The sequence below is a fragment of the Arthrobacter rhizophilus genome (assembly GCF_026241105.1).
In the GTDB taxonomy this organism is placed as follows: Bacteria; Actinomycetota; Actinomycetes; order Actinomycetales; family Micrococcaceae; genus Arthrobacter.
Genome location: NZ_JAPFFT010000015.1, coordinates 16,760 through 42,063, shown reverse-complemented (window position 1 = coordinate 42,063; position 25,304 = coordinate 16,760). Strand labels below are relative to the sequence as shown.

Sequence of the window (25,304 nt, the reverse complement as noted above, 5' to 3'; positions counted from 1 at the left end):
TTAGACGTACCTGGTGATCTAAACGAGTGCGGACCATGCCAATACGGTGGTTAAAGTCGGTGCTCAGGGCGTGGCTAAGATCCAGCCGGATAATCCCCGGAGCGGGTACCCGGTTGACTCTCGTGAGCTATGGAAGTTCCGGCTGACCACTAGGCGCTGACAGCCCCGACTGGCGCCTACCGGTTTGGAACCGCTCCGTCCATGACCCGACCGATCCCGTAGGTCGGCTCCTCTCCAACGTCCTGGCCATGGTTGCCGAATTCGAAGCCGACCTGATCCGGGCAGCGACCCGGGAAGGCATGGCCGTCGCCAAGGGGAAAGGCCGCCTCCGATGGAACAGCCCGAACTCTCCAAAACACAGGAAGCGCACCTGGTCTCCGTTCGCCGAGCTGGGACGCACACGACGGTGGAGCATGCCGAACTCTTCGCGGTAGCGCGTTCAACCGTCTAGCGCGCCATCGTTCGGTACTTCGGCATCGCTTGACAGCCACCGGCTTCTCTGACGTCCCGGTCGCCCAATTGAGGTGGGCAGAGGGGCGCCCTGGACGATCCTCCGGATGTCGGCGGGTCACCCAGCCTGCCGCACGCCGAACTTCAGTAACACTCCGGGCCGAAGGCATCCGGGTGATGTCCGCCCGATTTTCCGCGAGTACTACGGCGACCCCATGAGGTCGTCAGCGGACGACCGGATCGAGATGTTGACCTGGAAGTTGAACTCCTCCTCGTTTCAACCTGCGGGAAGGAGTTCAACCGCTGAAATGTACGGGTTGTGGTTATTGGGAATCGGTCCGAGGTGCAGTGCTTAGGAGATTGCGGCGCAGACGTCCACTGCCTGGCCGGAGGTTGCGTTCACGGATAGCGCGTTTTGGGTCACTAGTGAGTCCAGCGTGACCACGATCCGTCCGGTGTACTGGGTCACTCTCGGGCCCGTCGCGTCGGTCGGGAAGAAGATGAAGCCGTTGTGGCCGGTGGCCTCCAGAGTGACGGTTCCGTTCGCGTTTTGGATGAAACGGTTTACGGAGCCGGAGGTATTGACGGTATAGGTTTTGCCGTTGCTGAGGTTCGTGTAGGTAAGGAGGACTCCTTTCCCGACGTTGAAGATGCTGCCGTTTTTGAGGGTCACCTCGGTGATCTGTCCGTTCGTGCCTTTGATGTCTATAGCGAAGGAACAGCCTTGTCCTGCCGGTATCTTGAAGTCGAAATTTTGGAGGGAGGGCGGGCGGCTGACGTCGGCGCTGGCCGGTGCGGCGGCGAGCAACAACGCTGCGATCGCGGCCCAGGGTGCGAGACGGCGGGGTGTTTTTCCAAGCATGGTGGTCTCCTGAATGTCTTGCAGGGAACGCATCACCCATGGGCGGAGACCATGCGTTTCAAGTGGCGGCAACGGGTGAACCCTGACGGCGGCAGTGCCGCCCGCGTGCGGCCGGCTTCGATGCCCGGCACACGGGAACGACTTTACTCAATTCGGTGGGGAAGCGACTGAGTGGTCCTACTTGTTATTCGCGGTCCCATTCGTCGCCTCGCACTTGCTTACTTATTCTGCGGATCCGGGAATTTACCGTGGCAGTAGTCTTTCCATTTCGTCGATGAGCCCGTTGACCCCCGGCGAGGCGGCGATCGCGGCTCCGATCCGCCTACTGCCGGTCTGGTATCGTCCGTCGCTCAAGATCTTGCGCACAGCGTTCCTGATGGCCGCTGGTGTGGGCCGCCCGGTTTTGAGGTTGATTCCCACACCCGCCCATGCCACGCGGGCAGCGCCCTCCGGCTTGTCTTCAGTGTCGCCTGCGACGACGATGGGTACGCCGTTTTCCATCGCGTAGTGAAGACCTCCGTAACCTCCGTTCGTCACATAGACGGCAACCTTGGGCATGAGGTCAGCGTCAGGCAGGAACCCGGCGGCACGTGCGTTGGCTGGAAGCGGCGGCAGATCCTCCACGGGGCGGCGGCCGGCACTGACCACGACAAGCACGTTTTCTTGGGCAAGTGCTTGCAGTGTCGGCGCTATCAGGGCCGTGAAATCGGCATTCGACACCGTTCCTTGCGTCACATAGATCACGGGACGTGAGCCGTCCAGATCCGCCCACCACTCCGGCCTCGCCACGCCAGCGGCAGCGTGCCGGGACGTTGGCCCAAAGAATCGCAGGCTCTCTGGCGCATCTGACCGTGGGTACTCGAACTCAGCTACCGTGAACTGCGCGATGAGTTCGGCCCGTCGCGGCCAATCGAGCACGAACAACCCGTCCAATCCAACGCCCGTCAGCTCGCGCATCAGCGCATCCACCTGACGTTGGCTATCTCGCAACACGACATTTTCCACGAGCCAGTTCAGTGCCCTGTTTCTCATGCGGGCAACAGGTCCGCGCCCCGGCGTGAGCCCAAGACCGAAGGGCGCGCAATCCTGGCTGGATAGGGTTGAAGGCAGTATGCCGCAGGCGATGACTGCGGGTCGGCTCTTGCGGGGGAGTCCGGAGAGGGTCCCCGCTCCAACGAAGGTGACCTCCGCGAGGACGACATCCGCAGGTTCGGCAGCTATCGCAGTTGACAGGGCGAGGAACTGGCCGGGAGCAGGATCGATCACGAGCGCGCGGACACCTTCACGCACCGCCGCGATGCCGGTGGTGGAACTGGGCGCCGGCGCAGAGGCCGCCCCGTCGCCCAGAGGCACGAATTCCGCTCCGCTTGCCCGGACGGCTTCCTTGTATGCGGGACCCGTCAGGAACCTCACGCGGTGCCCTCGGGCGATTAATTGCCGGGCCACGCCCAGCATAGGCGAAACGTGACCGTCATGCGGTCCGCTGCAAACGATCACTGATGCCATGCCTGGAGCTTAGGTGAGCCGCAACGGTGCGTCTACGGAGGAGGCAGAAAGATCTGGTGTGGACGAGGGAGCATGCAGATTGATAACCATTCCCGCTATTGCGGGTGTACTCGCCGGGTCTACGCCTCAACCAACCCCACGCAAGCCGCCTCCACCCGTTCCGCGGTGTGCCAGGGCCGGGCTGTTCGATCTCTTGCCAGGAGTGGATTGTGGCGCCGCGGCGGGACGGGAAGATGTGGAACTCCGGACGGGCTGGTTTGCTTTGCAGCGGGGACCGGTGGCTTGGGTGATGGTCCGCGGACCGGTACTTCCGGGCATAGATCGGTTATCAGGCCCATTCCGGCATACTCACGCACATCACTGATGCCGCACACCGCGGCGAGCTTGTCGGGAAAGGACCTGGAGACGGCCACCACAGTTCCGTCCGGCGCTTTGAGTCTGAATCTGAAGCTCGTGTCCTCGTCGATGAAGACTTCAAACATTCCGGCCATGCGTATCCTCCTGAACAGCGGGCGGCTGGTTACGCCCGGTAGGTCTCGCCGGGTCCAGGACGCGCCGTCGCGCCCCGGACGTTTGGTCCGGCAAATGGATCATCTGACTCACAGCGTGTGATGCCCGCCACACGGTGTAGTTAACCAAAATACGGGGAAGAACCGTGACTGGCTAGTGCACGCTGGTGACGGGACGGTTACCGCTGCTCAAGGATGCGGTGTGCGGCGTCCTGGGCGGCCAATGCCCTGCCGTCCACTACTTGGCCGGACAAGTGACCTGCAGCGGCGATGGCCCTGCGTAGCTCTGCCACCGTGCGTGGCGTGCCTACGCCGTGGTGGGCCATTGCGTGGCAGTTGGCGCACAGCGGCACGAGGTCCGATACCGGATCCAACCGGTAGCCGCTACCGAGTTGCGATACAGGAACCACGTGGTGGACCTGGATGAAGTCCTTGCCGATATCCCCGTACGTGACTTCAAAGGAGAAGCCGCATGCGGCACAAGACGTTCCGTGGAAAGCCAGGCAGATACGTCGGGCTTCCGGGCTTCGCTCATAGCGGTTCACTTCAACCCGGCTGACGGCTTCGTCGGGGTAGGTTCCGGGAACGGTCTGGCTCGGGTCGGACGCCGCTGGTCCGTGCTCGCGCCACAGGCGCTGAAGCTCGGGTTCCAGCCCTGTGGGGATGGCCCGTCCGGAACCGCGGACCCTGTTCCAGACCACGCCGGGCGCTTGACTAGCGAGAACGCTCGCTGGTATTTGGTCGCCGAGGGGAAGCAAGGCATCGAAAGCGACGTTTACGCACCGCACCGTGCTCCCCGGATCGGAGGATTCTTGCGCCTCATAGGTTTCGGACATGACCATGCCATGCCCGATGAGCCCGCGCCCGTGTTGGCCCTGGCCCTGCAGGAGGAGCCACGCCTGTGTTCCGGGCTGGATGTTCCGGTGTCGCCCGACGCTCCACCGATCAAGGAATTGACCCGTTTCGGCCACCTGATCGGTCACGGCATCGTAGTTCCAAGCGTTCCAAAGCCCTGGATTCCACACCAAGATGATTGCGGCCATGGCTTCTCCTCCCGGCCAAAACAGGTTCCGGTCTATGCCAGCCTGGTCCGGACGATGTCGCTGACCAACTTGCCGTCGAAGCGGCCAGCCACCTTGGCTGTGACCGGCTTCATCACTGCACCCATCTGCCTGATGGTGAGCTCCAGACCATCAGCTTTCAAGGCAGCGATGGTTTCTTCGACGATTGCCTCAACTTCGGTCATGGTCAACATCTTGGGCAAGTATGCCTCGATGACTTCTGCTTCGGCGATTTCCGCGGCGGCGCGCCCGGCTTCACCGGCTTCCGTGTAGATGCGGGCCGTGTCCCGGCGCTTGGCAGCTTCCTTTTGCAGCAGAGCCGTCACCTGGGTGTCGTCCAGTTGGACGGGTGTCTTGCCGGACTTCTCGCGCGTCTCGATCTCTCCAAGCACGTTGCGCACTGTGGTGAGCGCGGTCTTGTTGTGGTCCTTCATATGGACGACGACGTCATCATGCAGGCGGTCCTTCAGGGTGCTCATTGCGATCCCTCTCCTAAGTGGTTGCTTCCATTCTTCACGAATCCGGCCCTCTAATATTCTGCCTCGGCAAATGCCCCAAGAAGGCCTGCAGGGACGTAGCATCAAGGTAGGCGGCTGCCAGGAGTGTGGCGAAATGTTTGAGAGATTTACGGACCGTGCCCGTCGCGTTGTTGTGCTTGCCCAAGAAGAGGCACGCATGCTCAACCACAACTACATCGGTACCGAGCACATCCTCTTGGGTCTGATCCAAGAGGGTGAAGGCGTTGCCGCCAAGGCGCTTGAGTCCATGAGCATTTCGCTCGAGGGCGTCCGCGAGAAGGTACAGGAGATCATCGGCCAGGGCCGGCAAGCCCCGTCCGGTCACATCCCCTTCACCCCGCGCGCCAAGAAGGTACTTGAGCTGGCGCTGCGGGAGGCCCTGCAGCTCGGCCACAACTACATCGGTACCGAGCACATCCTGCTGGGCCTCATTCGTGAGGGCGAAGGGGTTGCCGCGCAGGTGCTCGTCAAGCTCGGCGCGGACCTCAACCGGGTCCGCCAGCAGGTCATCCAGCTGCTCTCCGGCTACCAGGGTAAGGAACCATCCGGTGCCAGCGCAGGTGCGGGACCGGCCCAAGCTGAGGTCCTCCCTGCCGGTTCGGTGGTGCTGGACCAGTTCGGCCGCAACCTCACCCAGGCCGCGCGGGAAAACAAGCTTGATCCAGTGATCGGCCGCGAGTTGGAGATGGAACGCGTCATGCAGGTTCTCTCCCGCCGCACCAAGAACAACCCCGTCCTGATCGGTGAGCCCGGCGTCGGCAAGACCGCCGTCGTCGAGGGTCTCGCCCAGGCGATTGTCCGGGGCAACGTGCCCGAGAGTCTGAAGGATAAGCAACTCTACACGCTCGATTTGGGATCCGTGGTTGCCGGTTCCCGCTACCGTGGTGACTTCGAAGAGCGGCTGAAGAAGGTCCTCAAGGAAATCCGCACCCGCGGCGACATCATCCTCTTCATCGACGAAATCCACACCCTGGTGGGTGCCGGCGCTGCCGAGGGTGCCATCGATGCCGCCTCCATCCTGAAGCCCTTGCTGGCACGCGGTGAACTCCAGACAATCGGTGCCACCACTTTGGATGAGTACCGCAAGCACATCGAGAAGGACGCCGCGCTGGAGCGCCGCTTCCAGCCGATCCAGGTCCAGGAACCCTCAGTGGCTCACACCGTTGAGATCCTCAAGGGCCTGCGTGACCGTTACGAAGCGCACCACCGCGTGACTATCACCGACGGCGCGCTTGCGGCCGCGGCGAGCCTCTCGGAGCGTTACGTGTCGGACCGCTTCCTCCCGGACAAGGCGATCGACCTGATCGATGAAGCCGGTGCACGCTTACGTATCCGCCGAATGACACGTCCACCGGAACTGAAGGCGATGGATGAGCGCATCGCCGAGGTCAAGATGGAGAAGGAATCGGCCATCGACGCCCAGGACTTCGTGGGCGCCGCCTCCCTGCGTGCGAAGGAGCAGAATCTCGTCGCCGAGCGCAGAGAGAAGGAGCTCCGATGGAAATCCGGCGGGATGAACGGCATTTCCGAGGTCAACGAGGAACTTGTTGCCGAAGTTCTCGCGAATTCCACCGGTATACCGGTCTTCAAGCTTACTGAGGAAGAGTCCGGCCGTCTGCTCAAGATGGAAGAGGAACTGCACAAGCGGGTTATTGGCCAGGATGAGGCGATTAGCTCGGTGTCTCGTGCTATCCGCCGCACGCGTGCCGGCCTGAAGGACCCCAAGCGTCCGGGCGGTTCGTTCATCTTCGCCGGCCCCACCGGCGTCGGCAAGAGCGAACTCGCCAAGGCCCTCGCCGAATTCCTCTTCGCCGACGAAGAGGCGCTCATCACGCTGGACATGTCCGAATACTCCGAAAAGCACTCGGTCTCGAGGTTGTTCGGTGCCCCTCCGGGCTACGTCGGCTACGACGAGGGCGGGCAGCTGACCGAGAAGGTTCGCCGTCGTCCGTTCTCCGTGGTGCTGTTCGATGAAGTGGAGAAGGCGCACTCCGATCTGTTCAACTCGCTGCTGCAGATTCTGGAAGACGGCCGCCTGACGGATAGCCATGGCCGGGTGGTGGACTTCAAGAACACCGTGATCATCATGACCACGAACCTGGGAACCCGCGATATCTCCAAGAGCGTCGCGACCGGATTCCAGTCCGGCACGGACACCACCACCGGCTACAACCGGATGCGGGCACGGGTCACCGAGGAGCTCAAGCAGCAATTCCGTCCCGAGTTCCTCAACCGTGTTGATGACGTCATTGTCTTCCCGCAGCTCACGCAGGACGAGATCATCGAGATCGTGGACCTGATGATCGGTCGTTTGGAGCAGCATCTGGCCGACAAGGACATGGGCATCGAGCTCACGGCCGCCGCCAAGGTTCTCCTGGCCACCCGCGGCTACAACCCCGCCATGGGCGCCCGGCCGCTGCGGCGCACCATCCAGCGCGAGATCGAGGACCAGCTCTCCGAGAAGATCCTCTTCGGCGAACTGCACCCGGGTGACATTGTGGTGGTTGACGTGGACGGCGAGGGCGACGACGCCAAGTTCACCTTCGCAGGGAATGCAAAGCCGCGCATCCCCGACGCGCTGCCCGCCGTGAGCTAACGCGAGCTAAACAGACCATCCGTCCGGCCGTCGTCGGGTTTGGTTCAGTCAGACTCGATGTCCGAGGCTGGTGATCAGGCGGGCGACGGCGTCCTTGGCGGTTCGAGGTGGGCCGAACACTTCGCGTTGTCGTGAGGTATCGGCGACGTAGCGGCCGCTCTGGAACCAGTCCATCATCGCCCCTAGGTCCTTTGCCATCGGGTTGACCGGGTTGAGGACGACCTGAACCTGTCTGCCGAGCAGTTGGGCGGAGATATCAGCGATGTCCTGCATGCTTACGGGCTGGTCCCAGCCGATGTCGATCCGCTGCCGTCGACCCCGCTCGCGTCGACTGCTGCCGCAAGGTATCCGGCGAGGTCACTGGCAAGTACGAACGTCAAGGGAACGCTCGACGATCCGAACCACATGAGCCGCCCCTCGCTGAACGGGTCGCCGAAGCGAGTGATCTGCTCAAGGAAGGCGCCCGGACGCAGGGCCACGAACGGGACCCCGAGTTCTTCCAGGCGATCCTCGGCCAGTTTCTTGTGCCAGAAGTGCGGAACGTCCGGTGTTTGATCGCAGGTGAGGATGCTGGTGAGGACGAATCTGCGGATACCTGCACGACTGGCCGCATCGACGAGGTTGATGTTGCCCACCGTGTCGATGACGGGGCTGTCGCCCTCCCGATGGTGGGTGTATCCCGCCGCTGAGGTGATCACGGCGTGGACGCCGTCCATGGCGCGAAGGAGCGACTCGGGCTCCATCATGTCGCCCCGGGCGATCGTGGCACCAAGGGCTTCAATGCGGGTGGCGTCCGAACCGGGGCGCACCAAGGCGCGGACTTGCTTTCCTCCCGTTAGCAGCCTAGACACCACCTGGCTGCCCAGCATCCCGGTGCCGCCGACCACAAGCACTGGTCCAGGGCCTGTCATTGTTGCCTCCACCGCAATCGAACCGTAGACAATCCTGCGGTGAAGCAAATCTACTCACGTGGGGCCGCGCCGCAAGACTCCGGACAGAGTTTGGACCCAACCGGCGATGCGGTTAAACAGCCGGAAAGCGTTCCAGAGCGGGTTGGGGCTGAAGATCGAAATGCTCGATGATGGTCCGCGCGGACATCATGGAGCTGCTTGAATCGGTATCGATTTCGAGGTCGACCGGGGGCTGTTCGCCCTTGGCGGGATTGCCGCGAAGTCGACGGAGGGTCTCGACGTCGGAGAGTTTGTGGAACTCCCTCCGGCTCTCATCGACCACACGTCTCTCGCGTTCGGTTTCACTGACAAGGAGGCGGACGAAGGCGACGCGGCCGCCCCGGGATTCGATTTCTTCGCGCACACGGGCCGGAAAGCCCAGGGCCACGGTTGGATCCGGCGCAAACGTGAAAATGATTGATCTGCCGACGTCGGCCGCGTCCGAGAACACGGACATCCACATTTGCTCGCGGAGTCGGACGAATGGCTCCGACCCGAACGGGAAGATGCTGGAGAGCATGTCCACCACGAGATGGTTATGAAAGACGGGATAGTCCAGCAGCGAGGAAAGTTGACGGGCGGTAGTTAGTTTCCCGGAGGCCGCCGCTCCGTGGAGGAATACAAGATTCACAGGCCTAGGCTACCTTGACTGTCGCCTCCTTACACCGGCAGCAGTGATCATGATCGCTCACTCCTTTGGGTTCATCCAGCCTTGTACATGGATTCTCCCGCCGTTCCCGCGCGCGCGCCACAGCCTGTCATTCCGCAGGAAGCGCGGGTTCAAGCCATGGCGATCAGGGGGTGAGAAGAACCTTGATGGCGCGCCGTTCATCCATGGCGCGGTAGGCCTCGGGTGCTTCCTCGAGCGGCATCACCGTGTCGAAGACCCGGCCCGGATTGATCTTGCCGTCGAGTACGTCCACGAGCAGTTCCGGGATATACGTGCGGGCCGGGGCCATTCCGCCCGCAATCGAAATGTTCGTGTCGAACAAGTAGCGCAGCGGGGCTTCGGCTCCGCCTGTTGGGACACCAACAAAGCCGAGTGCGCCGCCAGGGCGGACACTGTGCAGTGCCTGTTCCATGGATTCCTTGGTCCCGACGCACTCCAGCACGGAGTCGGCCAAGACGCCTCCCAGCAACGCGCGGACCTTGGCTACGCCGTCCTCGCCACGCTCGGCGACGATGTCCGTGGCCCCGAACTCGAGGGCAATTGCCTGGCGGTCGGCGTGCCGGGACATCGCGATGATTCGCTCGGCTCCCAGCCGCTTTGCTGCGAGCACGCCGCAGAGCCCTACCGCCCCGTCGCCGACGACGACGACGGTCCTGCCGGGACCCACCTTCGCCGCGAGGGCGGCGTGGTGGCCGGTGGCCATGACATCGGACAGCGTCAGCAAGCTGGCGCGGAGGGCGTCGTCAGGTTCCGTGATGCCGGGCACCTTGACAAGGGTGGAGTCCGCCAGTGGTACCCGGACCGCCTGGCCCTGGCCGCCGTCGATCGCGTGCCCGCTGTCATCTTTGCCGCCCCAACCGGCCAAATGATCGCAGGCCACCGTGACTCCGTCCAAGCATTGCGGGCACGCGCCGCAGCTGACCACGAACGGGGCGATCACGAAGTCGCCCACCGCCAGGGTAGTGACAGCGTCGCCAACGCTCTCCACGGTGCCGATGAATTCATGCCCGATCGCGGACGGCTTGTGAGTGGGCTTGACGCCGCGGTACGGCCATAGGTCTGATCCGCAGACGCAGGAGGCGGTGACCTTCACGATCACGTCGGTGGGTAGCTGGACCGTTGGGTAGTTACGGTTTTCAACACGGATGTCGCCGGGGCCGTGGATGATGGTGGCGCGCATGGGGCTCCTCAAATGGTGGTTGTTGGGCTTGAATCGAGTCTATCCCCGGGACGCCCGTGGTCCTGGCCGGCGGTTGAGGTCATCCACGCCTGACTTCGCGACCGCCGCCTCCGGAAACCGTCCCTACATCAGCCACTGGACTGTGACGTTCATGGCAAGCAAGGCATTTGTCAGGGGTGCAAGTATCAAATCGTCGGCCTCCATGCGGCGCAGCGCCTCCACGAATTCATCTAGCTGAATGGGAGTGAATCCGCCGTCGCGGAGTTGCTGGAGAGCAAGCTCGATATTCTCATTCCGCGTGTTGCTGAACCGCGGATTTACCTCTGGCTGTAGCGGTTCCGAATCCATGACTTTTTGTCGCCCCAATGTTTTCCACGCGCGTAGGAAGCTCCACGCATCAAAAGTATTCCTGTATTGCAAATGCTACTATCTCGGCGCCGCCTTCTTTGTTGAACGAAAACGCGAATCGGCACTCGCCTGTCTCCGGGCTCGCAGCAATAACATTGGTCAATGATGGATAAGTCGTCGGACTCTGGCGCGTTGACGCACGAGGTGGCCCGTGACCCTCGCCGCGTTCACTGGATGGAGCTGTTCTTCGACCTCGTCTTTGTCGCTTTCGTCGGGCAGCTTGCACGCGGGATCCATGGCGATCCCGGATGGGCCGAGTTCGGTACCTACGTCCTGCTTTTCTTCCCGGCTTGGTGGGCATGGGTGAACATTGTTTCCGTAGTCAACCTCCTGCCCGGACTGTCGTCCCGGGCGCTGGGTATCGCGATGCTCGCGGCCATGGCGGCGGCGAGCGTCATGGCCGCGGCTGCACCGGGTGCTTTTGGGGAACGGGCGTGGGCCTTCTCGCTCGCCAATGCCGCCATCCGCGTTGTCCTGCTGGTCTTGTGGTTGTATCAACACCGAGGGAATTCAGTTGAAACCCCGTGGCGCATTTGGATCTACAACGGCGGCACGGCCGTCCTTTGGTTCATCGCAGCCTTCTTGCCACTCCATGTCGCCGTCGTCCTGTGGGCGACGGCAATCGTTGTCGAGGTTGGCATGATGGTGGTTAGCGCGCGCCTTTGGCCTGACCGCGGCATCGGCGGGATCAATATCGAACACGCTTCCGAGCGGCTTGGATTGTTTGTCATCATTGTCCTCGGCGAGTCCATCTTCACGATCGTCACTGAGGTTTCGGATGATTGGGGTCCGGGCCCCGGACTGGTCGGAGCTCTCGGATTCCTCATTGTTGCGTTCCTTGGCTGGGCGTTCTTCCAATATGGCACCGGGACCATCACCGCGGGGCTCGAGCGCCTGCAAGCTCGCTCGGACTTCGCCGGAATACTCCAGACCACGTTGTTCCTGCCGTTTCTCCTGGTGCTCGGCGTGACAGCGATCGCCGGCTCGATCGCGACCGCCATTCCAGCACCCTATGAACACCTGCCGCTCGGTTCGGGGATTTCGCTGGGCGGCGGTCTAGCCCTTTTCTATGGCTGCAATGCGATCGTCTCGCTTCGTTACGGCCAGCCACTGCGCGCGGTGCTGCCCTGGGCAGTGCCCACAGTGGTGATCGCTGTTTTGCTCATACCGGTGAGCGCTGTGGTTCCCGGTGCCGTCGTCTTGGTGCTTGCCGCGATTGTCTTGCTCCTCGTCACGGCGTACGTGGAGATTCAAAGGCGACGGCGCAGGGGTCCCGCCCCTGCAGCCGCGCCTCCGGCACCGCTCAGCCGTTGATGATCTGCGGCACGCCGAGGGCTTTGAGGCCTTCGACGCCGAATTCGAGGCCGTAGCCGGACTGTTTGGCGCCGCCGAACGGAATGCGCGGGTCCACGGCGCCGTGTTTGTTGATCCAGACCGTTCCGGCCTCGAGACGGGCGGCTACCTTCCGGGCCCCGTCGAGGTTCGATGACCAGACGGAGGCGCCGAGTCCGACGTCGAGCGCGTTCGCCATGGTGACCGCCTCATCAACGGTGCTATAGCGGATGATCGGCAACGCGGGGCCGAACTGCTCCTCCGCGACGAGGGGGTTGCTGTTGTCGATGTCGGCCACGAGCGTGGTGGGGTAGAAGTAGCCGGGCTGCTCCGTGTCCGGGTTTCCGCCGAGCAGGATCCGGGCGCCGGAGCCGCGGGCTGCGTCGACGAGCCGGGCGACGACGTCGTACTGGGCTTTGTTCTGCAGCGGGCCGAGCACGTTTGCCTCGTCCAGGCCGTTACCCATGGGCATCGCCGCGGCCACGGCGGTGAGTTCAGCGCACACGGCTTCGTACAGCGAGTCGTGGACGTAGAGGCGTTTGAGGGCGGCGCAGGTCTGGCCGGTGTTGATGAAGGCGCCCCAGAAGAGGCCTTCCGCGATGGCCTTGGGGTCGGCGTCGGGAAGGACGATGCCGGCGTCGTTGCCGCCGAGTTCCAGTGTGAGGCTCTTGACGGTGTCGGCTGAGGACTTGATGATGGCTTTGCCGGTGGCGGTGGAGCCAGTGAACATGACCTTGCCGATCGCCGGGTGTTCGGCGAGGCGCGCGCCGACGTCGCGGCCGCCGGAGACCACGGTCAGCAGGCCTTCGGGGAGTTCCTCGTTGAGCACCTTAGCCAGGGCCAACACGGAAAGCGGGGTGTATTCGGAGGGCTTGACCACCACGGCGTTGCCCATGCGCAGGGCCGGGGCGATCTGCCAGATGGTGATCATCATGGGCCAGTTCCAGGGCCCGATCGCGCCGACGACGCCGATGGGCCGGTAGTGCAGTTCCGCGCGGGTTTCGCCGTCGTCCACCACAGTTTCCGGTTCCAGCGGGGTGCCGGCGGCAGCTCGCAGCCAGGCGGCGCAGGCGCCGACTTCAAAACGGGCATTGGGCCCGTTGAGCGGTTTGCCCTGCTCGCGGGAAAGCAGTTGGGCGAGTTCTTCGGCAGAGCGTTCGACGGCGTCGGCGGCCTTGAGCAGCGCGGCAGACCGGGCGTCGTGGCCCAGCGCAGCCCATGCTGGCTGGGCCGCCCGGGCGGCGGCGATGGCGGACTCGAGGTCCTCGACGGTGTGTACCGGCGCGTGCCCGACGGCGGTGCCGGTGGCGGGGTCGAAAATCGTCCGGGTCTCGCCGGTGGTCGGGGTGATAGAGGCCAGGAGGGCGTCGTAGGTTTCCAAGGGTTTACTCCACTCTGAGTTGGTAATGGTTTCGAAGGACAAGTCTTTAAGGGGTCAAACAGCCATCAGGATCATCGCGCCCAACGCACCTGCCGAAGAAAGGGCCTCGACGGGTTCAAAGGCCTGACGACGGTGTCCCCGCCGGCCGCTCGGCCGGACCGCCACGATGACCGAGTAGGCGATGACTGCTACTGCGAGGGCAACTGCCAGGACCAGGTTCACTCCTCCAAGTCCGGAGTGTGCGTGTGCCTGGTGGAGTGAGCCGGATGATGCCGGGGAAAGGGTTGTGACCAGGATCGCGAACATGGCCAGGATTGACATGGAGCGGTGTATTTCCATGCCGCCGCGGCGATCCTTGGGCAGGAGCACCAACGGAAGCGGTGAAGTGAGGAGCAAAAGGAAGCCCCAAACAACGCCAGGAATGATGCCCGGCCCAACGGTCATGTCCGCCATTCCCACGAGCATGAGTGCCATCGGGCCCCATTGGCTGAGGTTTTTGATCACGCCTTCGCGCAGCGGGTTCCAGATTCCGAGGGCACAGCAGGCCAGCATGACTATCGAAAGGATTGCGTGCATGTTGTTCACCGATCATCAGTTCCGGTGCTGATCAGTCTTCTTCGTCACCGAGGTGCACGGAGGCTGGGTCCTCTTCGCCGTGTCCGATCCGCCGGTACACCGCGGGGTTGCTCCGCCGGAGTCGGAACGCCCAGGCGACACCCACCAATCCGGGTACCACGATGGTGGCGGGCAAGATGAGCGTCAGCGCATTGGTTTCGTTCTGCCCGAGCAGCACGTTGAAGTTGATCACGATCAGAATGAAGATCGCCGCCAGGAGCACAAACCCCAAAGCAGGGGCGAGCATGCGGGTCCAGATTCCCGCGTGATGCCTGTTCTTGCGGAAGAATCCAATGACGGCCAGCGAAACAACGGTCATCAAGAGGACAAGTCCCATCGCGCCGTCATTTGTCAGCCACGTGAACATGGTCAGGACAGGGTAGAGATCACCCAGCGGAGATCCTGTTCCCGCAACGGCGAAAGCTACTGTCACCACAACGGCGATGACCGTCTGGGCGAGCGATCCAGCGTAGGGGGCGCCGCTGTGCCGGCGTACGGCACCGAGCTTTCGGGGAAGGACTTGTTCGCGGCCGAGGGAGAAGAAGTAGCGGGCGGCGGCGTTGTGGAAGCTGACGAGGGCTGCGAAGAGACTGGTGACAAAGAGCAAGCGGGCCAGGTCGGCGAGAAGGACGCCTGCGTGATCGCCCAGGAAACCGAACATCAGGTCCGGTCCTTGTTTTGCGGAAGCGTCGACCACCGCGGACGGTCCTGTGCCAACCGCCATAGCCCAGGAAGAAACGGCGTAGAACAGGGCGATGATGGCGACGGCGGTGTACGTTGCCCGGGCGACAGTGTGCTTGGGATCCTTGCTTTCCTCGCCGTAGATCGCGGCCGACTCAAATCCCATGAACGCCGCGATGCCGAAGGAGAGGACCGCCCCTACGCCTGGCACGAAGAGACTCTCCGGGCTGAGCGGCGCTCCGCTGACACCTTCGGGTGCCACGACAAACGAGACGACGTCGTAGACGATCACCACGAGGAACTCCAGGCCGACCAGCACACCCAGGACCTTCGCCGACAGGTCAACCCGGTTCACACCAAGAAATGCGACGACGGCGATGCAGACCAGAACCGGAATCCACCAGGGGACAGTGACGCCGAAACGTTCGTTGATCAAGCTCGAAACGGTGAAGCCGAACAGGCCGTAAATGCCGACCTGCATCAGGTTGTAGGCCATGAGCGCCACCATGGAGACCCCGACGCCAACAGGGCGCGAGATGCCTTGCGCCACGTAGGAATAGAAGGCGCCGGCGTTGACCACGTACCTGCTCATGGCCGCGTAGCCGACGGCGAACACAGCGAGGGTGCCGCCGAGTAGCAGGAAGGACAGGGGTACGCCGGTGACCCCGGTGACGGCGAACGTCGTCGTCACCCCACCGGCAAGGACGGTGAGCGGGGCCGATGCGGCGATGATCATGAAGGTCACCGCCGGGACGCCGAGACGGCGTCGATTGTGATGCGGGTGGCCCACCTGGGTGGTCTCTTTTCCGGTTGTTAAACTCATTTCTGTGCCTCCATATGGCAGTGGCCGCCTTCGGCGGGCTTTGACGCGGGGACATCGAGGACAGGGCTACGGTCAAAGAAGCCCTCAGGGCGGAGCTTGAAGCCCACAGTGTCCACGGGCATGATGGGCCAGTCCTCCGGGCGTGGGAAGTGGGTCAGCCCGAACGTGTGCCACACAACGATGTCCTGTCCGTCGATGTCCCCGTCCCGGGCGATGTAGGACGGCAGTCCGGCTCCTCCGGAGTGTTGGTTGACGAAGTCGCCGCTGGGATAGCGCTCGGCCTGGTCGTAGCGGGTCACCCACAGGTCCTTGGTTGCAAAGGCGGCACGCCGGGCGATGGATGATTCGGGGTCGGCCAGAAGCATGGGATGCCCTTGGCCATGGAGCTTGTACGCCACGGGGTCGCCTAAGCGGTTAAGTGATTCGGGATTCGAGATCACCCAGGCCCGTCCGGCCGCCATGTCGGACTCACGCACAGCTTCCGATTCGCGCTTAAGGACAGTACGACGGCGGGTGAAGGCGTTGCCGCGTTCGTTGCCTTCGCCCATCGGCACCCGGATGGCGTCCTCTTCCTCGACGCGGTTCGTGAGTCCGTCGATGGCAAAGTCCAGTCGGGCGCTGAAGAGATGCTGGTGGAAGGGAGCCCCGAGGCCAGGGGCGAGTTCCGAGGCGTACGGGTAGCCTTTTCCGGGGTGGGCGCTGGTGAAGACGACGCCGGTGGCCTTGGCTTCGAATTCGATGGTGCCGTCGAGGTAGAGGTACCAGTAGAAGCCGTAGTCGTAGTTGCCGATGGTGGTAAAGAAGCTGATGACCAGACGGCGGTTCCGGCGCGTGTAGTTCACGCCGCTCCAGAGGTCGCTGTGCTTGGCGAGGATGCTCCAGTCCTCTTCGTGCATGCAGATGCCGTTGCGGATTTCCCGTGGCTGGCCGAACGCGTCGCTGACCACCGGGCTGAGGTAGGTGATTTCGCCGAGGCAATCGCAGCCGAGCTCCAATGAGTTGGCGTATTGGCCTACCAGGTATTCGCCGGTATCGAAGTAGTTCTGCCAGGAGCGCACGGGGGAGGGATCCCCGTAAGGCACCACCATTTCGGCGATGGAAGCGCGCTTGAGGATGCTGCGGCGGCGATCGACGTCGTCGAACGCTACATTTTGCAGGACGACGCCTTCCCGGACATCGAAACCGATGTCGAGGCTCCACTTTTCCCACTCGACGTGGTTTCCGCCCTGGACCGTGAAGCTCGGACCTTCCGGCTGCGTGATGTGGATCGGCTTCTGGGTAGTGCGCATCGGTCCGGTCAGCTCAGGGTCCGTAAAATTGCCGTGATCCTCCGGGACCGGAACGGGGCCGAAATCCAGGACCTGGTCGACGGTCTTGCTCACGACGTCGACGTACGCAACCAGCCCGTCCACCGGGTGAGCCCAGGCGCTGTCCTCCGGGAAATCCTGAACGAAAGCCAGGCCGCGCAGGATCCGGCGGCCCCTCTCTTCCGGGTATTCGAAAACCCCGGCGGACAGGGGAGCGACCCTGACTTTGGTGACATCGAGGTTCCGGTCAGCCAGGGCCTTGAGCCATCGTTCGTCTTGGGCCAGGATTTCTTCAACCACCTCGAATTCTTCTTCGATGACTGGAAGCTCGCCTGTCACGGACGTGTCCAGTTCCACTTTCGAGACGACTTCCCGGTGGGTCACAGAGACCACGACGTCCTGTGCCGCGCCGGATGAAGCGTTATGCAGGAACGCCCTGAACCTGCGGTCCGCGGCTCCTGAATCGCGAGTCACCGAATCGCGCGGGGGATCAAGCAGTCCAAGATAAGCGACCCTGATGGATTCACCGAAGAGTCCGGCATCGGCCAGGATGCCCCTGACCGCCGTGATGTCCTCGGCACTGGTCATTGCATACGGAGACAGTCCGGCAAACGCAGCCATTTCGGCGATTTCTGGAGAGGAAGTTGTGCTCATGGAAGGCCTTCGTGGTCGACGGTTTATTTTCTATGTGTGTAGAGAATAGCATCGTGTAATCTGAGTCACAACGGTTGTAGAAAAAAGATTTGGGGAACGCGTGCCGAAGATCGTAGACCATGACAAGCGCCGGGTGGAGCTGGTCGAAGCCACCTGGCGGATCATCGCGAAGAGAGGGATCGAGGGCGCGACCATGCGTGAAATTGCCATGGAAGCAGGCTTTGCCAACGGCGCGCTCAAGCCCTATTTTCCGACGAAGGACGATCTGCTGACGTTTGCGTTCGCCCACGTTTTCAACCAGACGAACGCCCGCATGGACACCTCCACTGCCGGCCAGCGCGGCCTGTCTGCTTTACGTAGCTATTGCCACGAAATCCTGCCGCTTGATGCTGAGAGGCTCAACGAAGCCCGAATTGCCATCGCGTTCTGGCAGCGCGCACTCACAGACCCGGCGAAGGCGGCCTTGCATGATTCCTCGATGGAGCAATGGCGTGAGTCGCTATTCGCCAGGCTCCGTGAAGCCAGGGACCTTGGCGAACTGAAGGAGGGGCTCTACGACGACGACATCGTTGGCGGGATCATGACGTTCGCCCTCGGTGCACAAATCACCGCCACGCTGACGCCCGAACACCACTCGCCGGATCAGTTGCGGTCCCAGTTGGAGACCTACATTTCGCTTATCTCTTCTGAGAAGAATGCACTGGTTCCGACTGGCGGCTCGACAAGCTCTACCTGAGAGCAGGTAGCTTTCGAGGTGGCCCTACGCGAGCGCGACGGGGAGTTCCCGCCCCCGGTACTCTGGTGTTAATTGCCGCCCTCTTCTTCGGATGCGGTTGTTCACGTTGGAATGGGGTTCGCATGGCGGGTCCGGTGATTGCGACCAAGCTTTACGTCCCGAAACCGGGCCGCGGCCTCGTCCCGCGCCCAAGATTGAGTGAGCGTTTGCGTCGCTCAGCCGAATCGAGACTGACGTTGCTATCTGCGCCGGCCGGATTCGGTAAGACGACGCTCCTCGCAGGATGGCTAGGGGAGGCGCAGGGCGAAGTCCGCTGTGTTGCGTGGCTCTCGCTCGATTCGGCGGACAGCGATCCGGTGTCTTTCTGGACCTACGTTGTAACAGCGCTCCAAACGGCGGTGACCGGCGTCGGCTCGTCGGCCCTCAAGCTCATTGCCAGCTCCCCTTTGCGGACCGATCTCGTGCTCAGCAGTGTATTGAATGAGCTTGCAGCCGTACAGCACGACGTGTGGCTCGTGCTGGACGACTACCACTCGGTCGAGAGCCAGGACGTCCACGATGGGATGGTTTTCCTACTGGATCATCTTCCTCCACAAGTACATGTTGTCATCAGCACCCGCGCCGATCCCGATTTTCCGCTGCCCCGTTGGCGAGTGCGGGGCGAGTTGCTCGAGATTCGTGCGGCGGATCTGCGCTTTACGTCCGAGGAGGCCGGCTCGTATTTCAACGGGGTGGCGGGACTGGGCCTCGAGGCTGCTGAGGTAGCCGCTTTGGAGCAGCGTACGGAGGGCTGGATTGCCGCGCTCCAGCTTGCCGCGCTCTCCCTCGAAGGGCGCGACGACGTCGCAGGCTTCGTCGCGCGGTTCGCTGGAGACGACCGGTACGTCGTCGACTATCTGGTCGAGGAGGTGCTCCAGCATCAGCCTGAACAAGTCCGCGGGTTCCTCTTGCGATCATCGATCCTTGACCGGCTCACGGGTCCGCTCTGTGACGCCGTCACCGGCCGTGATGACGGAAGCCGGATGCTCCTGGCCTTGGAACGCGCCAACCTCTTTATCGTTCCCCTGGACGATCGGCGGGAATGGTACCGCTACCACCACCTCTTCGCCGACGTGCTGCGGGCGCGCCTACTCAGCGAGCAGCCTGAGCAGATTCCGCTCTTGCACCAGCGCGCCAGCAGCTGGTACGGGCGCCAAGAGTTGTCAGCAGACGCTGTCCGGCACGCGCTGGCTGCCCTCGATTTCGACGGCGCGGTGCGGCACATGGAGCTTGCGTTGCCTGCGATTCGGCGTAACCGCCAGGATGCGATGTTGTTCGCTTGGCTGAAAGCACTGCCCGACGACGCCGTCCGCCGCAGCCCGGCGCTCAGCGTTTTCCATGGATTCATGCACATGGTTTCCGGTGACCTCGATGCAGTTGAGCCGAGGCTTGGTGACGCGGAAAAGGCACTGGCTGCAGTGCCGAACGGGACAGCGCCTCCGTGGGCCGACACCGAAGAACTCCGCACGTTGCCGGCGACTATCGCCGTCTACCGGGCTTCCCTCGCCCAAGCACGAGGAGACATCGCAGGCACGGTCGAGCATGCTCAGCACGCGCTCGACATCGCCGGCCCCAACGACCATCTGTCCCGTGGATCGGCGGCCGGCTTCCTCGGCCTCGCCGCGTGGTCCAAAGGCGACGTGAACACAGCGCTGCAGACGTTCACGCAGGCTGTGGCGAGCCTGGACGCATCGGGAAACCTGATCGACGAGCTCAGCAGCACCGTGGTGCTCGCTGACATGTGGGTCGTCGCAGGGCAGCCCGGCAAGGCACGCAGACTCTACCGGAATGCGCTGGAGCGGGCCGAGGCGGAAGGCGAGTCCGTGGCGCGGGCAACTGCCGAATTGCACGTGGGAATCAGCGAGATTGACCGCGAAGCCGGGGATCTCGTCAGCGCCCGGCGACACCTTGAGACCGCCGCACTGTTCATAGAGCGCGGGTTGATGACCGAGAGCCGCTACCGGTGGTTCCTGGCGACGGGACTGCTCGCCCTTGCCGAGGGAGATCCCATGGCAGCGATTAACTTCCTTGAGCAGGCGGAACCGCTCTATCGGCGCGGGTTCTTCCCGGACGTACGCCCCATCGCCGCGGTGAAGGCCCGTGTGTGGATTGCCCAGGGCAAGATTTCGGAGGCCGCCGAATGGTCACGCGAACGGGGGGTGTCGGCCGCGGACGATGTCAGCTACCTCAGCGAGTTCGACCACCTGACGCTGGTGCGCCTGTTCATCGCGCAGCACCGGGCACACCCCGAAACCGGGGCAGTCGAGCAGGCAACTCGCCTTCTGGACAGGCTTCTCGACGCCGCCGAGACCTCCGGGCGCGCGGGAAGCCTGCTGGAGATCCGCATGCTGCAGGCTTTGGCACATGACGCCAGAGGGCTGAGCACCCCCGCCGAAGGTAAAGCCGCGGGCGTAAGGCGGGGTACGCCGTCGTCGTCCGCGGAGCCGCTGAGCGATCGTGAACCGCTGAGCGATCGTGAACCGCTGAGTGAGCGCGAACTGCAGGTACTCAGACACCTCGACAGTGAGATGAGCGGCCCGCAGATCGCTAAGGCGCTGTTTATCTCGTACAACACGCTACGCACCCACACCAAGCACATCTTCACCAAGCTCGATGTCGCCGACCGCCGGGCGGCGGTCCGTCGCGCGCGGGAACGCGGCCTGATGTAGCCGGCCCGGCCACCAGGATCTCACCCCGTCAATCACATCGTTGGGTGACGCCTGGTCACCCCGTTGGTTCCTACATTTGAGTTATCCCATGGCGCCAGGCCACTGATACCAAAACCAAGGAGCCGGACATGTCCATCACTACCACCAAGCTCACCCGAGCGGCCGGCCTGTGCGCCGTTGCGGCAGGACTTCTGTTCGCTGCCGTCCAGTTCAACCACCCCCACTTGGATGCCAACTTCGTCACCACGATCGAATGGACGGTCCGGCAAACCATGAAGGTGCTCATGGCCGTCCTGGCACTCGTCGGGATCACCGGCATGTACCTGCGCCAGGTCAAGCAGACCGGGGTCCTCGGCGTGATCGGGTACGTCTTGTTCAGCGCCGGCTACCTCGCAATGCTGAGCGTTGAAGTAATTGGGACGGTTGTCCTCCCGTCCATTGCCCACAGCGCACCCGGCTACGTCAACGACGTCCTTGCCGTGTCCACCAGTGGCCAGGCGGTTGGCGACATAGGCCTGATGCAGCCGCTCCTCTCGTTCATGGGCATCGGCTACTTGGGCGGCGGCTTGCTCTTCGGCATTGCCCTCTTCCGTGCCAACATCCTCGCGCGTTGGGCTGCCGTGCTGCTTGCCGTGGGTACCCTTGCGACCATCGCTATCCCAATGTTGCCGCGGATCAATGAACGGCTGTTCGCCTTGCCTACCGCCGTCGCTCTGGTCGGTCTCGGGATCTCGCTATGGCGTGAGCAGCGCACCGTGGCCGGTCAGTCCCTGCCCAAGGTCGCGAGCTCGCCCCTCGACCGGGCCGGCGCGAAGTAACGCTTCCGCGAGGCGGGCCCTCATGAAGGACACCAGCAGCCGTCAGGTGCCCGCGGGCTATCAGCTTCGGGTCGACGGGCACCTCCCCGGGCACTGGTCTGCCTGGTTCAGTGAGTTCATCCTCACCCACGAAAGCGATGGCACCACAAGCCTTCGGGGTTTCGTCCCGGACCAAGCGGCGCTGCACGGTCTACTCACGAAGGTCCGGGACCTCGGCCTGGTCCTGATCTCGCTCGAAGCTATAGAACCGCCAGGCAAGGAAGACCGCTAGTGCTGGCGTGACTGTTCTTAGGGTGACTGTTCTTAGCGAGACGGGGCCTGACGAGACTTGGCGCGAACATGAATGCGTTCGCCCTGCCCGCCGAACAACGCCTACCCTTCGGCCTTGGTCCGGATGAAGCTGAGGTCCTCAGGGGAGAGACTGACCTGGCTATGCTGGTCGGCGTCGGGGGTGACGCCGGTTTCCTGGTGAATTATTTCCGTGATGGTGCGCGGCAGAACCACGCACCCGGGGTTGTCGGTGAGCCATCGTCGCGTTTCGGGACTAAGCCTGTCCCAGTGGTTCCTGATGTCCATTTCCATGGATGACGCCTAACTGAGTAGGTACGGAACAATATGCCGGCCGAAGCCGGTGCCGGAAGCGTAATTAGGATACGCCGGGGCTTGGGGGAATGACAGGGCCGCCCATTAGCCGATCAGTATCCGCCGATCCGTTCTGGTGGATCGCGGAGACTTGCCGGATATCTTCGTTGCGTCCGCCCAAGGATGCGCCTAGCGTGATCAGACAAGGGGAGCCGCACGATGGGTCATGAGATGACAACTCCAACCGAAGGGATCGGCTTCCGCTCCCAACGTGGACCGGTGCTGATTGCCCTGATGCTGTCGAGCGGGCTCGTCGCGATCGACTCCACGATCGTAGCGACCGCAGTGCCTTCGATTGTGCGTGAAATCGGAGGTTTCTCTTCGTTCCCGTGGCTCTTTTCCGCTTACCTGCTTGCGCAGGCCGTCTCGGTTCCCGTTTACGCGAAACTCTCCGATATGGCAGGTCGCAAACCAATCATCCTCACCGGCATCGGACTCTTCCTGCTCGGCTCGATCCTCTGCGGGTTGGCGTGGAGCATGCCGACGCTCATCGTGTTCCGCGTCGTGCAAGGGCTGGGTGCGGGTGCGGTGTTGCCCGTTGCCATTACCATCGCCGGAGACATCTACTCCCTGGCCGAGCGCGCGAAGGTGCAGGGCTACCTCGCCAGCGTGTGGGCGGTCTCGTCTGTCGTAGGCCCCACCCTGGGAGGGGTATTCTCTTCGCTCGGACTTTGGCGCGGAATCTTCCTCGTCAACATTCCACTGTGTCTCGTGGCCGCGTGGATGCTGATTCAAAAGTTCCACGAGAACATCGAACGCATAAAGCACCGGGTCGACTACCTCGGAGCCGCACTTCTCACAACGTCCTTGACCCTGATAATCCTGGGGGCCCTGGAGGGCGGCCAGGCGTGGGCCTGGACCTCCCCGATCAGCGTCGCCGTGTTCGCCGTTGGTTCAGTCTTGTTCGTTGCTTTCGTCCTGGTGGAGCGGCGAGCGGCCGAGCCCGTCCTTCCGCCCTGGGTCGTCTCGAGGCGCCTTCTGGTTACGACGACATTGATTTCCTTCGGCGCCGGAGCAATAGTGCTCGGACTTACCTCCTACGTTCCCACTTTCCTCCAAGGAGCGCTTTCGGTCTCTCCGGTTCTGGCGGGCCTTTCCTTGGCGGCCCTGAAAATTGGCTGGCCGATCAGCGCTTCGCAATCGGGGCGTTTCTACCTTCGAATTGGATTCAGGGCAACAGCTTTGATCGGTATCACTGTGACACTCATCGGTGCGCTGATCCTTGCCGTCACGGCCTACACGCCGAACCTCGTCCTCGTCGCTTCCAGCTGCTTTGTCTCCGGGCTCGGACTGGGGCTCCTTGCAACCCCGAGCCTGATCGCTGCCCAGTCCAGTGTCGATTGGAACGAGCGTGGAGTAGTGACAGGCACCAATCTCTTTGCGCGTTCCATTGGCAGCTCTCTAGGGGTTGCGGTCTTCGGGGCCGTGGCAAATGCAATCTACGCCGGCAGCCCCGGCGGCGAGAAGAATCCGCAGACGATCGTATCCGCCTCTGCTGCAGTATTTCTTGCGGTGCTTGTATGCGCCGCGCTCACCGTCGCCGCGGTCCTCGTCATGCCGTCCACGGTCCTTGAGGATTTGCTTCCTCAGGTGACTAAGTTCTCTGGCCCCCCTGAAGACTGATTGGCTTCGCGGCCACCCGTACGGACGACGCGGATTTTGGTGGTGGGGGACTCTGACCGTTCGGGAAGCTGGATGCGGATTTCGAGGACACCGTCCTCGTACGTAGCCACGATGCCGTCCTGGCGCACACCCCTGGGAAGCGGGATGCTACGTGAGCGTTCGCCATAGCGAAGTTCGCTGCGATAACCCCTCTTGGCTACGTGATCGACGTTCTCCTCCCTCCGCGAATGGATGTGGAGGCTGTCGTCGGAGACGCTGATGTCGACGTCCGTCTCCGGGTCGATTCCCGGCAGATCCACTCTTACGACGAGGGTGTCCGCCTCTTGGTATTGCTCGACGCGAAGCGAAGGATCAGATTCGCCCTGAAGGAAGCGTCGGAGGGGCTCCGGGACTTCGAGCCCCCCGCGTCCGAATAGGTTGTCCATGATGACCTCCCGATAGGTGCCCAATGCTGGCCAATTTGGGCCTGCGTGATGGAAAAAAGCTACGCCTAGCATGGTCCCGTGGATAGCCCCTGGGGAGGACGGTTGCGCGTGTCAGCTCTGATGGAAGTCCGGAGCCTTTGGCGCGTCGAGTATTCCCACGATCTTCTCTTCCAACGCTGCGATGGTCGCTTCGGGCAGGACAATCAGCCCATCCAATTCGCGCCGGGCACGCTTGTAGGCGGTCTGCCGCTCTGCCGGCGTCGCAGCACTGTCCGAGGCGATCCTGAGCAGCTTCCTGGCGGTCGCCAGCCGCTGGCGTTCGGGCTCGGAAAAGTTGCTGTCCTTGACGCGTTTGGCTTCCCGCTCGGCGACATCGAACGCCAGCTCAAAGCTGCGCACGGCCGTGCGGTATTCCGCCAACCGGGCCGCCGTCGTAATGTCGCCGGGTGCCGCAGGGCGCAAACCGTCCGCTTCCCGTTTGGCCCGAAGAAAGGCCACGGTGAGCGGTTCGCGCACGTCGGACATGACCGGAAAATCAATGAGTTTTCCGACGTCAAGCTCGTATTCCAGCCATCGCCGGTTTACTGCGTCGTGAGCCTCCAGCAGCCGGAGGACCTCGGCCTGGCTGGCCTGCTCCGCCTGCGCCGCTTGGTTCTGGAGCCAGTAGAGCTCCACCCGACGGCGATGCCGCCGTTCGCTGGCCCTTGACCAGGACCGCGCCCATCCGCCAGCCAGACCGCTCAGGGGAAAGACCAGCCACCAGTAATGGCTGAGAAAATCGAAGAGGGGATTCACCGCTTCATCGTCCCACCGGCCCGGATGTGTCTCAAGAGTCTTGTCAATGCAAGC

Annotated in this window: 24 protein-coding genes and 1 pseudogene; 8 read left to right on the top strand and 17 right to left on the bottom strand. The window is 62.9% G+C overall.

Translation table 11 applies throughout. The annotated features are described in order from the left end of the window. Positions 1-194 precede the first annotated feature (194 nt). Positions 195-451 (top strand): annotated as a pseudogene (locus OOZ51_RS13585) (recombinase family protein); the annotation flags it as partial. 351 nt (positions 452-802) lie between these two features. Here the strand turns inward: OOZ51_RS13585 and OOZ51_RS13580 are convergent. From OOZ51_RS13580 to OOZ51_RS13560, 5 genes are all read right to left on the bottom strand, one after another. Next, positions 803-1,312: a hypothetical protein gene (locus OOZ51_RS13580; protein WP_265980202.1), complete on the bottom strand. Its 510-nt coding sequence runs from the start codon at positions 1,310-1,312 to the stop codon at positions 803-805. Positions 1,313-1,555: 243 nt separating this feature from the next. Then, positions 1,556-2,818, bottom strand: a complete 1,263-nt coding sequence (locus OOZ51_RS13575; RefSeq protein ID WP_265980200.1) for a nucleotide disphospho-sugar-binding domain-containing protein — start codon at positions 2,816-2,818, stop codon at positions 1,556-1,558. Positions 2,819-2,937: 119 nt separating this feature from the next. Further along, complete coding sequence (locus OOZ51_RS13570) at positions 2,938-3,309, bottom strand: YegP family protein (protein ID WP_265980199.1); 372 nt, start codon at positions 3,307-3,309, stop codon at positions 2,938-2,940. Positions 3,310-3,506: 197 nt separating this feature from the next. Beyond that, positions 3,507-4,370: an HNH endonuclease gene (locus tag OOZ51_RS13565; RefSeq protein WP_265980198.1), complete on the bottom strand. Its 864-nt coding sequence runs from the start codon at positions 4,368-4,370 to the stop codon at positions 3,507-3,509. Positions 4,371-4,402: 32 nt separating this feature from the next. Beyond that, a complete protein-coding gene (locus OOZ51_RS13560) occupies positions 4,403-4,867 on the bottom strand; it encodes a GatB/YqeY domain-containing protein (protein ID WP_265980197.1) in 465 nt (154 codons plus the stop codon). A 133-nt stretch (positions 4,868-5,000) separates the two neighbouring features. On the opposite strand from OOZ51_RS13560, the gene OOZ51_RS13555 reads away from it, so the two are divergent. Beyond that, complete coding sequence (locus OOZ51_RS13555; RefSeq protein ID WP_265980196.1) at positions 5,001-7,502, top strand: ATP-dependent Clp protease ATP-binding subunit; 2,502 nt, start codon at positions 5,001-5,003, stop codon at positions 7,500-7,502. Between the two features lie 48 nt (positions 7,503-7,550). Here the strand turns inward: OOZ51_RS13555 and OOZ51_RS13550 are convergent, their stop codons facing one another. The 5 genes from OOZ51_RS13550 to OOZ51_RS13530 form a co-directional block, all read right to left on the bottom strand. Further along, positions 7,551-7,775, bottom strand: a complete 225-nt coding sequence (locus OOZ51_RS13550) for a hypothetical protein (RefSeq protein ID WP_265980195.1) — start codon at positions 7,773-7,775, stop codon at positions 7,551-7,553. 2 nt (positions 7,776-7,777) lie between these two features. Continuing rightward, positions 7,778-8,413: an SDR family oxidoreductase gene (locus OOZ51_RS13545; protein WP_265980194.1), complete on the bottom strand. Its 636-nt coding sequence runs from the start codon at positions 8,411-8,413 to the stop codon at positions 7,778-7,780. A 112-nt stretch (positions 8,414-8,525) separates the two neighbouring features. After that, on the bottom strand, positions 8,526-9,083 hold the full coding sequence (locus tag OOZ51_RS13540) for a hypothetical protein (RefSeq protein WP_265980193.1): 558 nt from the start codon (positions 9,081-9,083) through the stop codon (positions 8,526-8,528). 163 nt (positions 9,084-9,246) lie between these two features. Further along, positions 9,247-10,302, bottom strand: coding sequence for a zinc-dependent alcohol dehydrogenase family protein (locus tag OOZ51_RS13535; RefSeq protein ID WP_265980192.1), 1,056 nt, complete (start codon positions 10,300-10,302; stop codon positions 9,247-9,249). 123 nt (positions 10,303-10,425) lie between these two features. Continuing rightward, positions 10,426-10,650 carry a hypothetical protein gene (locus OOZ51_RS13530; RefSeq protein WP_265980191.1) on the bottom strand — a complete coding sequence of 75 codons (225 nt, stop codon included), beginning with the start codon at positions 10,648-10,650 and terminating at the stop codon, positions 10,426-10,428. A 162-nt stretch (positions 10,651-10,812) separates the two neighbouring features. Here OOZ51_RS13530 and OOZ51_RS13525 point away from each other — a divergent pair, with 162 nt between their 5' ends. Continuing rightward, on the top strand, positions 10,813-12,024 hold the full coding sequence (locus OOZ51_RS13525) for a low temperature requirement protein A (RefSeq protein ID WP_265980190.1): 1,212 nt from the start codon (positions 10,813-10,815) through the stop codon (positions 12,022-12,024). On the opposite strand, the gene OOZ51_RS13520 is transcribed toward OOZ51_RS13525, so the two are convergent. Genes OOZ51_RS13520 through OOZ51_RS13505 form a run of 4 tightly spaced genes read right to left on the bottom strand, consistent with a single transcriptional unit; the run spans position 12,014 to position 17,470 of the window. Further along, positions 12,014-13,423, bottom strand: coding sequence for an aldehyde dehydrogenase family protein (locus tag OOZ51_RS13520; protein ID WP_265980189.1), 1,410 nt, complete (start codon positions 13,421-13,423; stop codon positions 12,014-12,016). The two genes, OOZ51_RS13525 and OOZ51_RS13520, sit on opposite strands and share 11 nt — an antisense overlap. Positions 13,424-13,477: 54 nt before the next feature. Beyond that, positions 13,478-13,999, bottom strand: a complete 522-nt coding sequence (locus tag OOZ51_RS13515) for a hypothetical protein (RefSeq protein ID WP_265980187.1) — start codon at positions 13,997-13,999, stop codon at positions 13,478-13,480. A 31-nt stretch (positions 14,000-14,030) separates the two neighbouring features. Continuing rightward, complete coding sequence (locus tag OOZ51_RS13510) at positions 14,031-15,542, bottom strand: APC family permease (protein WP_265980186.1); 1,512 nt, start codon at positions 15,540-15,542, stop codon at positions 14,031-14,033. Next, positions 15,539-17,470 (bottom strand): primary-amine oxidase, encoded by a 1,932-nt coding sequence (locus OOZ51_RS13505; protein WP_265980287.1) that lies wholly within the window; start codon positions 17,468-17,470, stop codon positions 15,539-15,541. The genes OOZ51_RS13510 and OOZ51_RS13505 overlap by 4 nt, the downstream gene beginning before the upstream one ends. 133 nt (positions 17,471-17,603) lie before the next feature. Between OOZ51_RS13505 and OOZ51_RS13500 the strand changes: the two genes are divergently transcribed. From OOZ51_RS13500 to OOZ51_RS13485, 4 genes are all read left to right on the top strand, one after another. Continuing rightward, positions 17,604-18,239 carry a TetR/AcrR family transcriptional regulator gene (locus OOZ51_RS13500; RefSeq protein WP_265980185.1) on the top strand — a complete coding sequence of 212 codons (636 nt, stop codon included), beginning with the start codon at positions 17,604-17,606 and terminating at the stop codon, positions 18,237-18,239. Between the two features lie 134 nt (positions 18,240-18,373). Further along, positions 18,374-20,947, top strand: coding sequence for a winged helix-turn-helix domain-containing protein (locus tag OOZ51_RS13495; RefSeq protein WP_265980184.1), 2,574 nt, complete (start codon positions 18,374-18,376; stop codon positions 20,945-20,947). A 128-nt stretch (positions 20,948-21,075) separates the two neighbouring features. Beyond that, entirely contained in the window at positions 21,076-21,765 is a 690-nt protein-coding gene (locus tag OOZ51_RS13490; protein WP_265980183.1) for a hypothetical protein, read from the top strand. Positions 21,766-21,787: 22 nt separating this feature from the next. Then, a complete protein-coding gene (locus OOZ51_RS13485; protein ID WP_265980182.1) occupies positions 21,788-22,036 on the top strand; it encodes a DUF8691 family protein in 249 nt (82 codons plus the stop codon). A gap of 101 nt (positions 22,037-22,137) precedes the next feature. On the opposite strand, the gene OOZ51_RS13480 is transcribed toward OOZ51_RS13485, so the two are convergent. Beyond that, positions 22,138-22,347: a hypothetical protein gene (locus tag OOZ51_RS13480; protein ID WP_265980180.1), complete on the bottom strand. Its 210-nt coding sequence runs from the start codon at positions 22,345-22,347 to the stop codon at positions 22,138-22,140. Positions 22,348-22,578: 231 nt separating this feature from the next. Between OOZ51_RS13480 and OOZ51_RS13475 the strand changes: the two genes are divergently transcribed. Beyond that, positions 22,579-24,030, top strand: a complete 1,452-nt coding sequence (locus tag OOZ51_RS13475) for an MFS transporter (protein ID WP_265980179.1) — start codon at positions 22,579-22,581, stop codon at positions 24,028-24,030. On the opposite strand, the gene OOZ51_RS13470 is transcribed toward OOZ51_RS13475, so the two are convergent. Further along, a complete protein-coding gene (locus OOZ51_RS13470) occupies positions 23,994-24,455 on the bottom strand; it encodes an Hsp20/alpha crystallin family protein (RefSeq protein WP_265980178.1) in 462 nt (153 codons plus the stop codon). The genes OOZ51_RS13475 and OOZ51_RS13470 overlap by 37 nt on opposite strands. Before the next feature lie 111 nt (positions 24,456-24,566). Further along, on the bottom strand, positions 24,567-25,250 hold the full coding sequence (locus OOZ51_RS13465) for a hypothetical protein (protein WP_265980177.1): 684 nt from the start codon (positions 25,248-25,250) through the stop codon (positions 24,567-24,569). Positions 25,251-25,304: the final 54 nt, after the last annotated feature.

Excerpts from the sequence above, each read along its gene's own strand:
- OOZ51_RS13580 (WP_265980202.1), bottom strand. The coding sequence starts at position 1,312 with ATGCTTGGAAAAACACCCCGCCGTCTCGCACCCTGGGCCGCGATCGCA.
- OOZ51_RS13575 (WP_265980200.1), bottom strand. The coding sequence starts at position 2,818 with ATGGCATCAGTGATCGTTTGCAGCGGACCGCATGACGGTCACGTTTCG.
- OOZ51_RS13570 (WP_265980199.1), bottom strand. The coding sequence starts at position 3,309 with ATGGCCGGAATGTTTGAAGTCTTCATCGACGAGGACACGAGCTTCAGA.
- OOZ51_RS13565 (WP_265980198.1), bottom strand. The coding sequence starts at position 4,370 with ATGGCCGCAATCATCTTGGTGTGGAATCCAGGGCTTTGGAACGCTTGG.
- OOZ51_RS13560 (WP_265980197.1), bottom strand. The coding sequence starts at position 4,867 with ATGAGCACCCTGAAGGACCGCCTGCATGATGACGTCGTCGTCCATATG.
- OOZ51_RS13555 (WP_265980196.1), top strand. The coding sequence starts at position 5,001 with ATGTTTGAGAGATTTACGGACCGTGCCCGTCGCGTTGTTGTGCTTGCC.
- OOZ51_RS13550 (WP_265980195.1), bottom strand. The coding sequence starts at position 7,775 with ATGCAGGACATCGCTGATATCTCCGCCCAACTGCTCGGCAGACAGGTT.
- OOZ51_RS13545 (WP_265980194.1), bottom strand. The coding sequence starts at position 8,413 with ATGACAGGCCCTGGACCAGTGCTTGTGGTCGGCGGCACCGGGATGCTG.
- OOZ51_RS13535 (WP_265980192.1), bottom strand. The coding sequence starts at position 10,302 with ATGCGCGCCACCATCATCCACGGCCCCGGCGACATCCGTGTTGAAAAC.
- OOZ51_RS13530 (WP_265980191.1), bottom strand. The coding sequence starts at position 10,650 with ATGGATTCGGAACCGCTACAGCCAGAGGTAAATCCGCGGTTCAGCAAC.
- OOZ51_RS13525 (WP_265980190.1), top strand. The coding sequence starts at position 10,813 with ATGATGGATAAGTCGTCGGACTCTGGCGCGTTGACGCACGAGGTGGCC.
- OOZ51_RS13515 (WP_265980187.1), bottom strand. The coding sequence starts at position 13,999 with ATGCACGCAATCCTTTCGATAGTCATGCTGGCCTGCTGTGCCCTCGGA.
- OOZ51_RS13510 (WP_265980186.1), bottom strand. The coding sequence starts at position 15,542 with ATGAGTTTAACAACCGGAAAAGAGACCACCCAGGTGGGCCACCCGCAT.
- OOZ51_RS13505 (WP_265980287.1), bottom strand. The coding sequence starts at position 17,470 with ATGGCTGCGTTTGCCGGACTGTCTCCGTATGCAATGACCAGTGCCGAG.
- OOZ51_RS13490 (WP_265980183.1), top strand. The coding sequence starts at position 21,076 with ATGTCCATCACTACCACCAAGCTCACCCGAGCGGCCGGCCTGTGCGCC.
- OOZ51_RS13485 (WP_265980182.1), top strand. The coding sequence starts at position 21,788 with ATGAAGGACACCAGCAGCCGTCAGGTGCCCGCGGGCTATCAGCTTCGG.
- OOZ51_RS13480 (WP_265980180.1), bottom strand. The coding sequence starts at position 22,347 with ATGGAAATGGACATCAGGAACCACTGGGACAGGCTTAGTCCCGAAACG.
- OOZ51_RS13475 (WP_265980179.1), top strand. The coding sequence starts at position 22,579 with ATGACAACTCCAACCGAAGGGATCGGCTTCCGCTCCCAACGTGGACCG.
- OOZ51_RS13470 (WP_265980178.1), bottom strand. The coding sequence starts at position 24,455 with ATGGACAACCTATTCGGACGCGGGGGGCTCGAAGTCCCGGAGCCCCTC.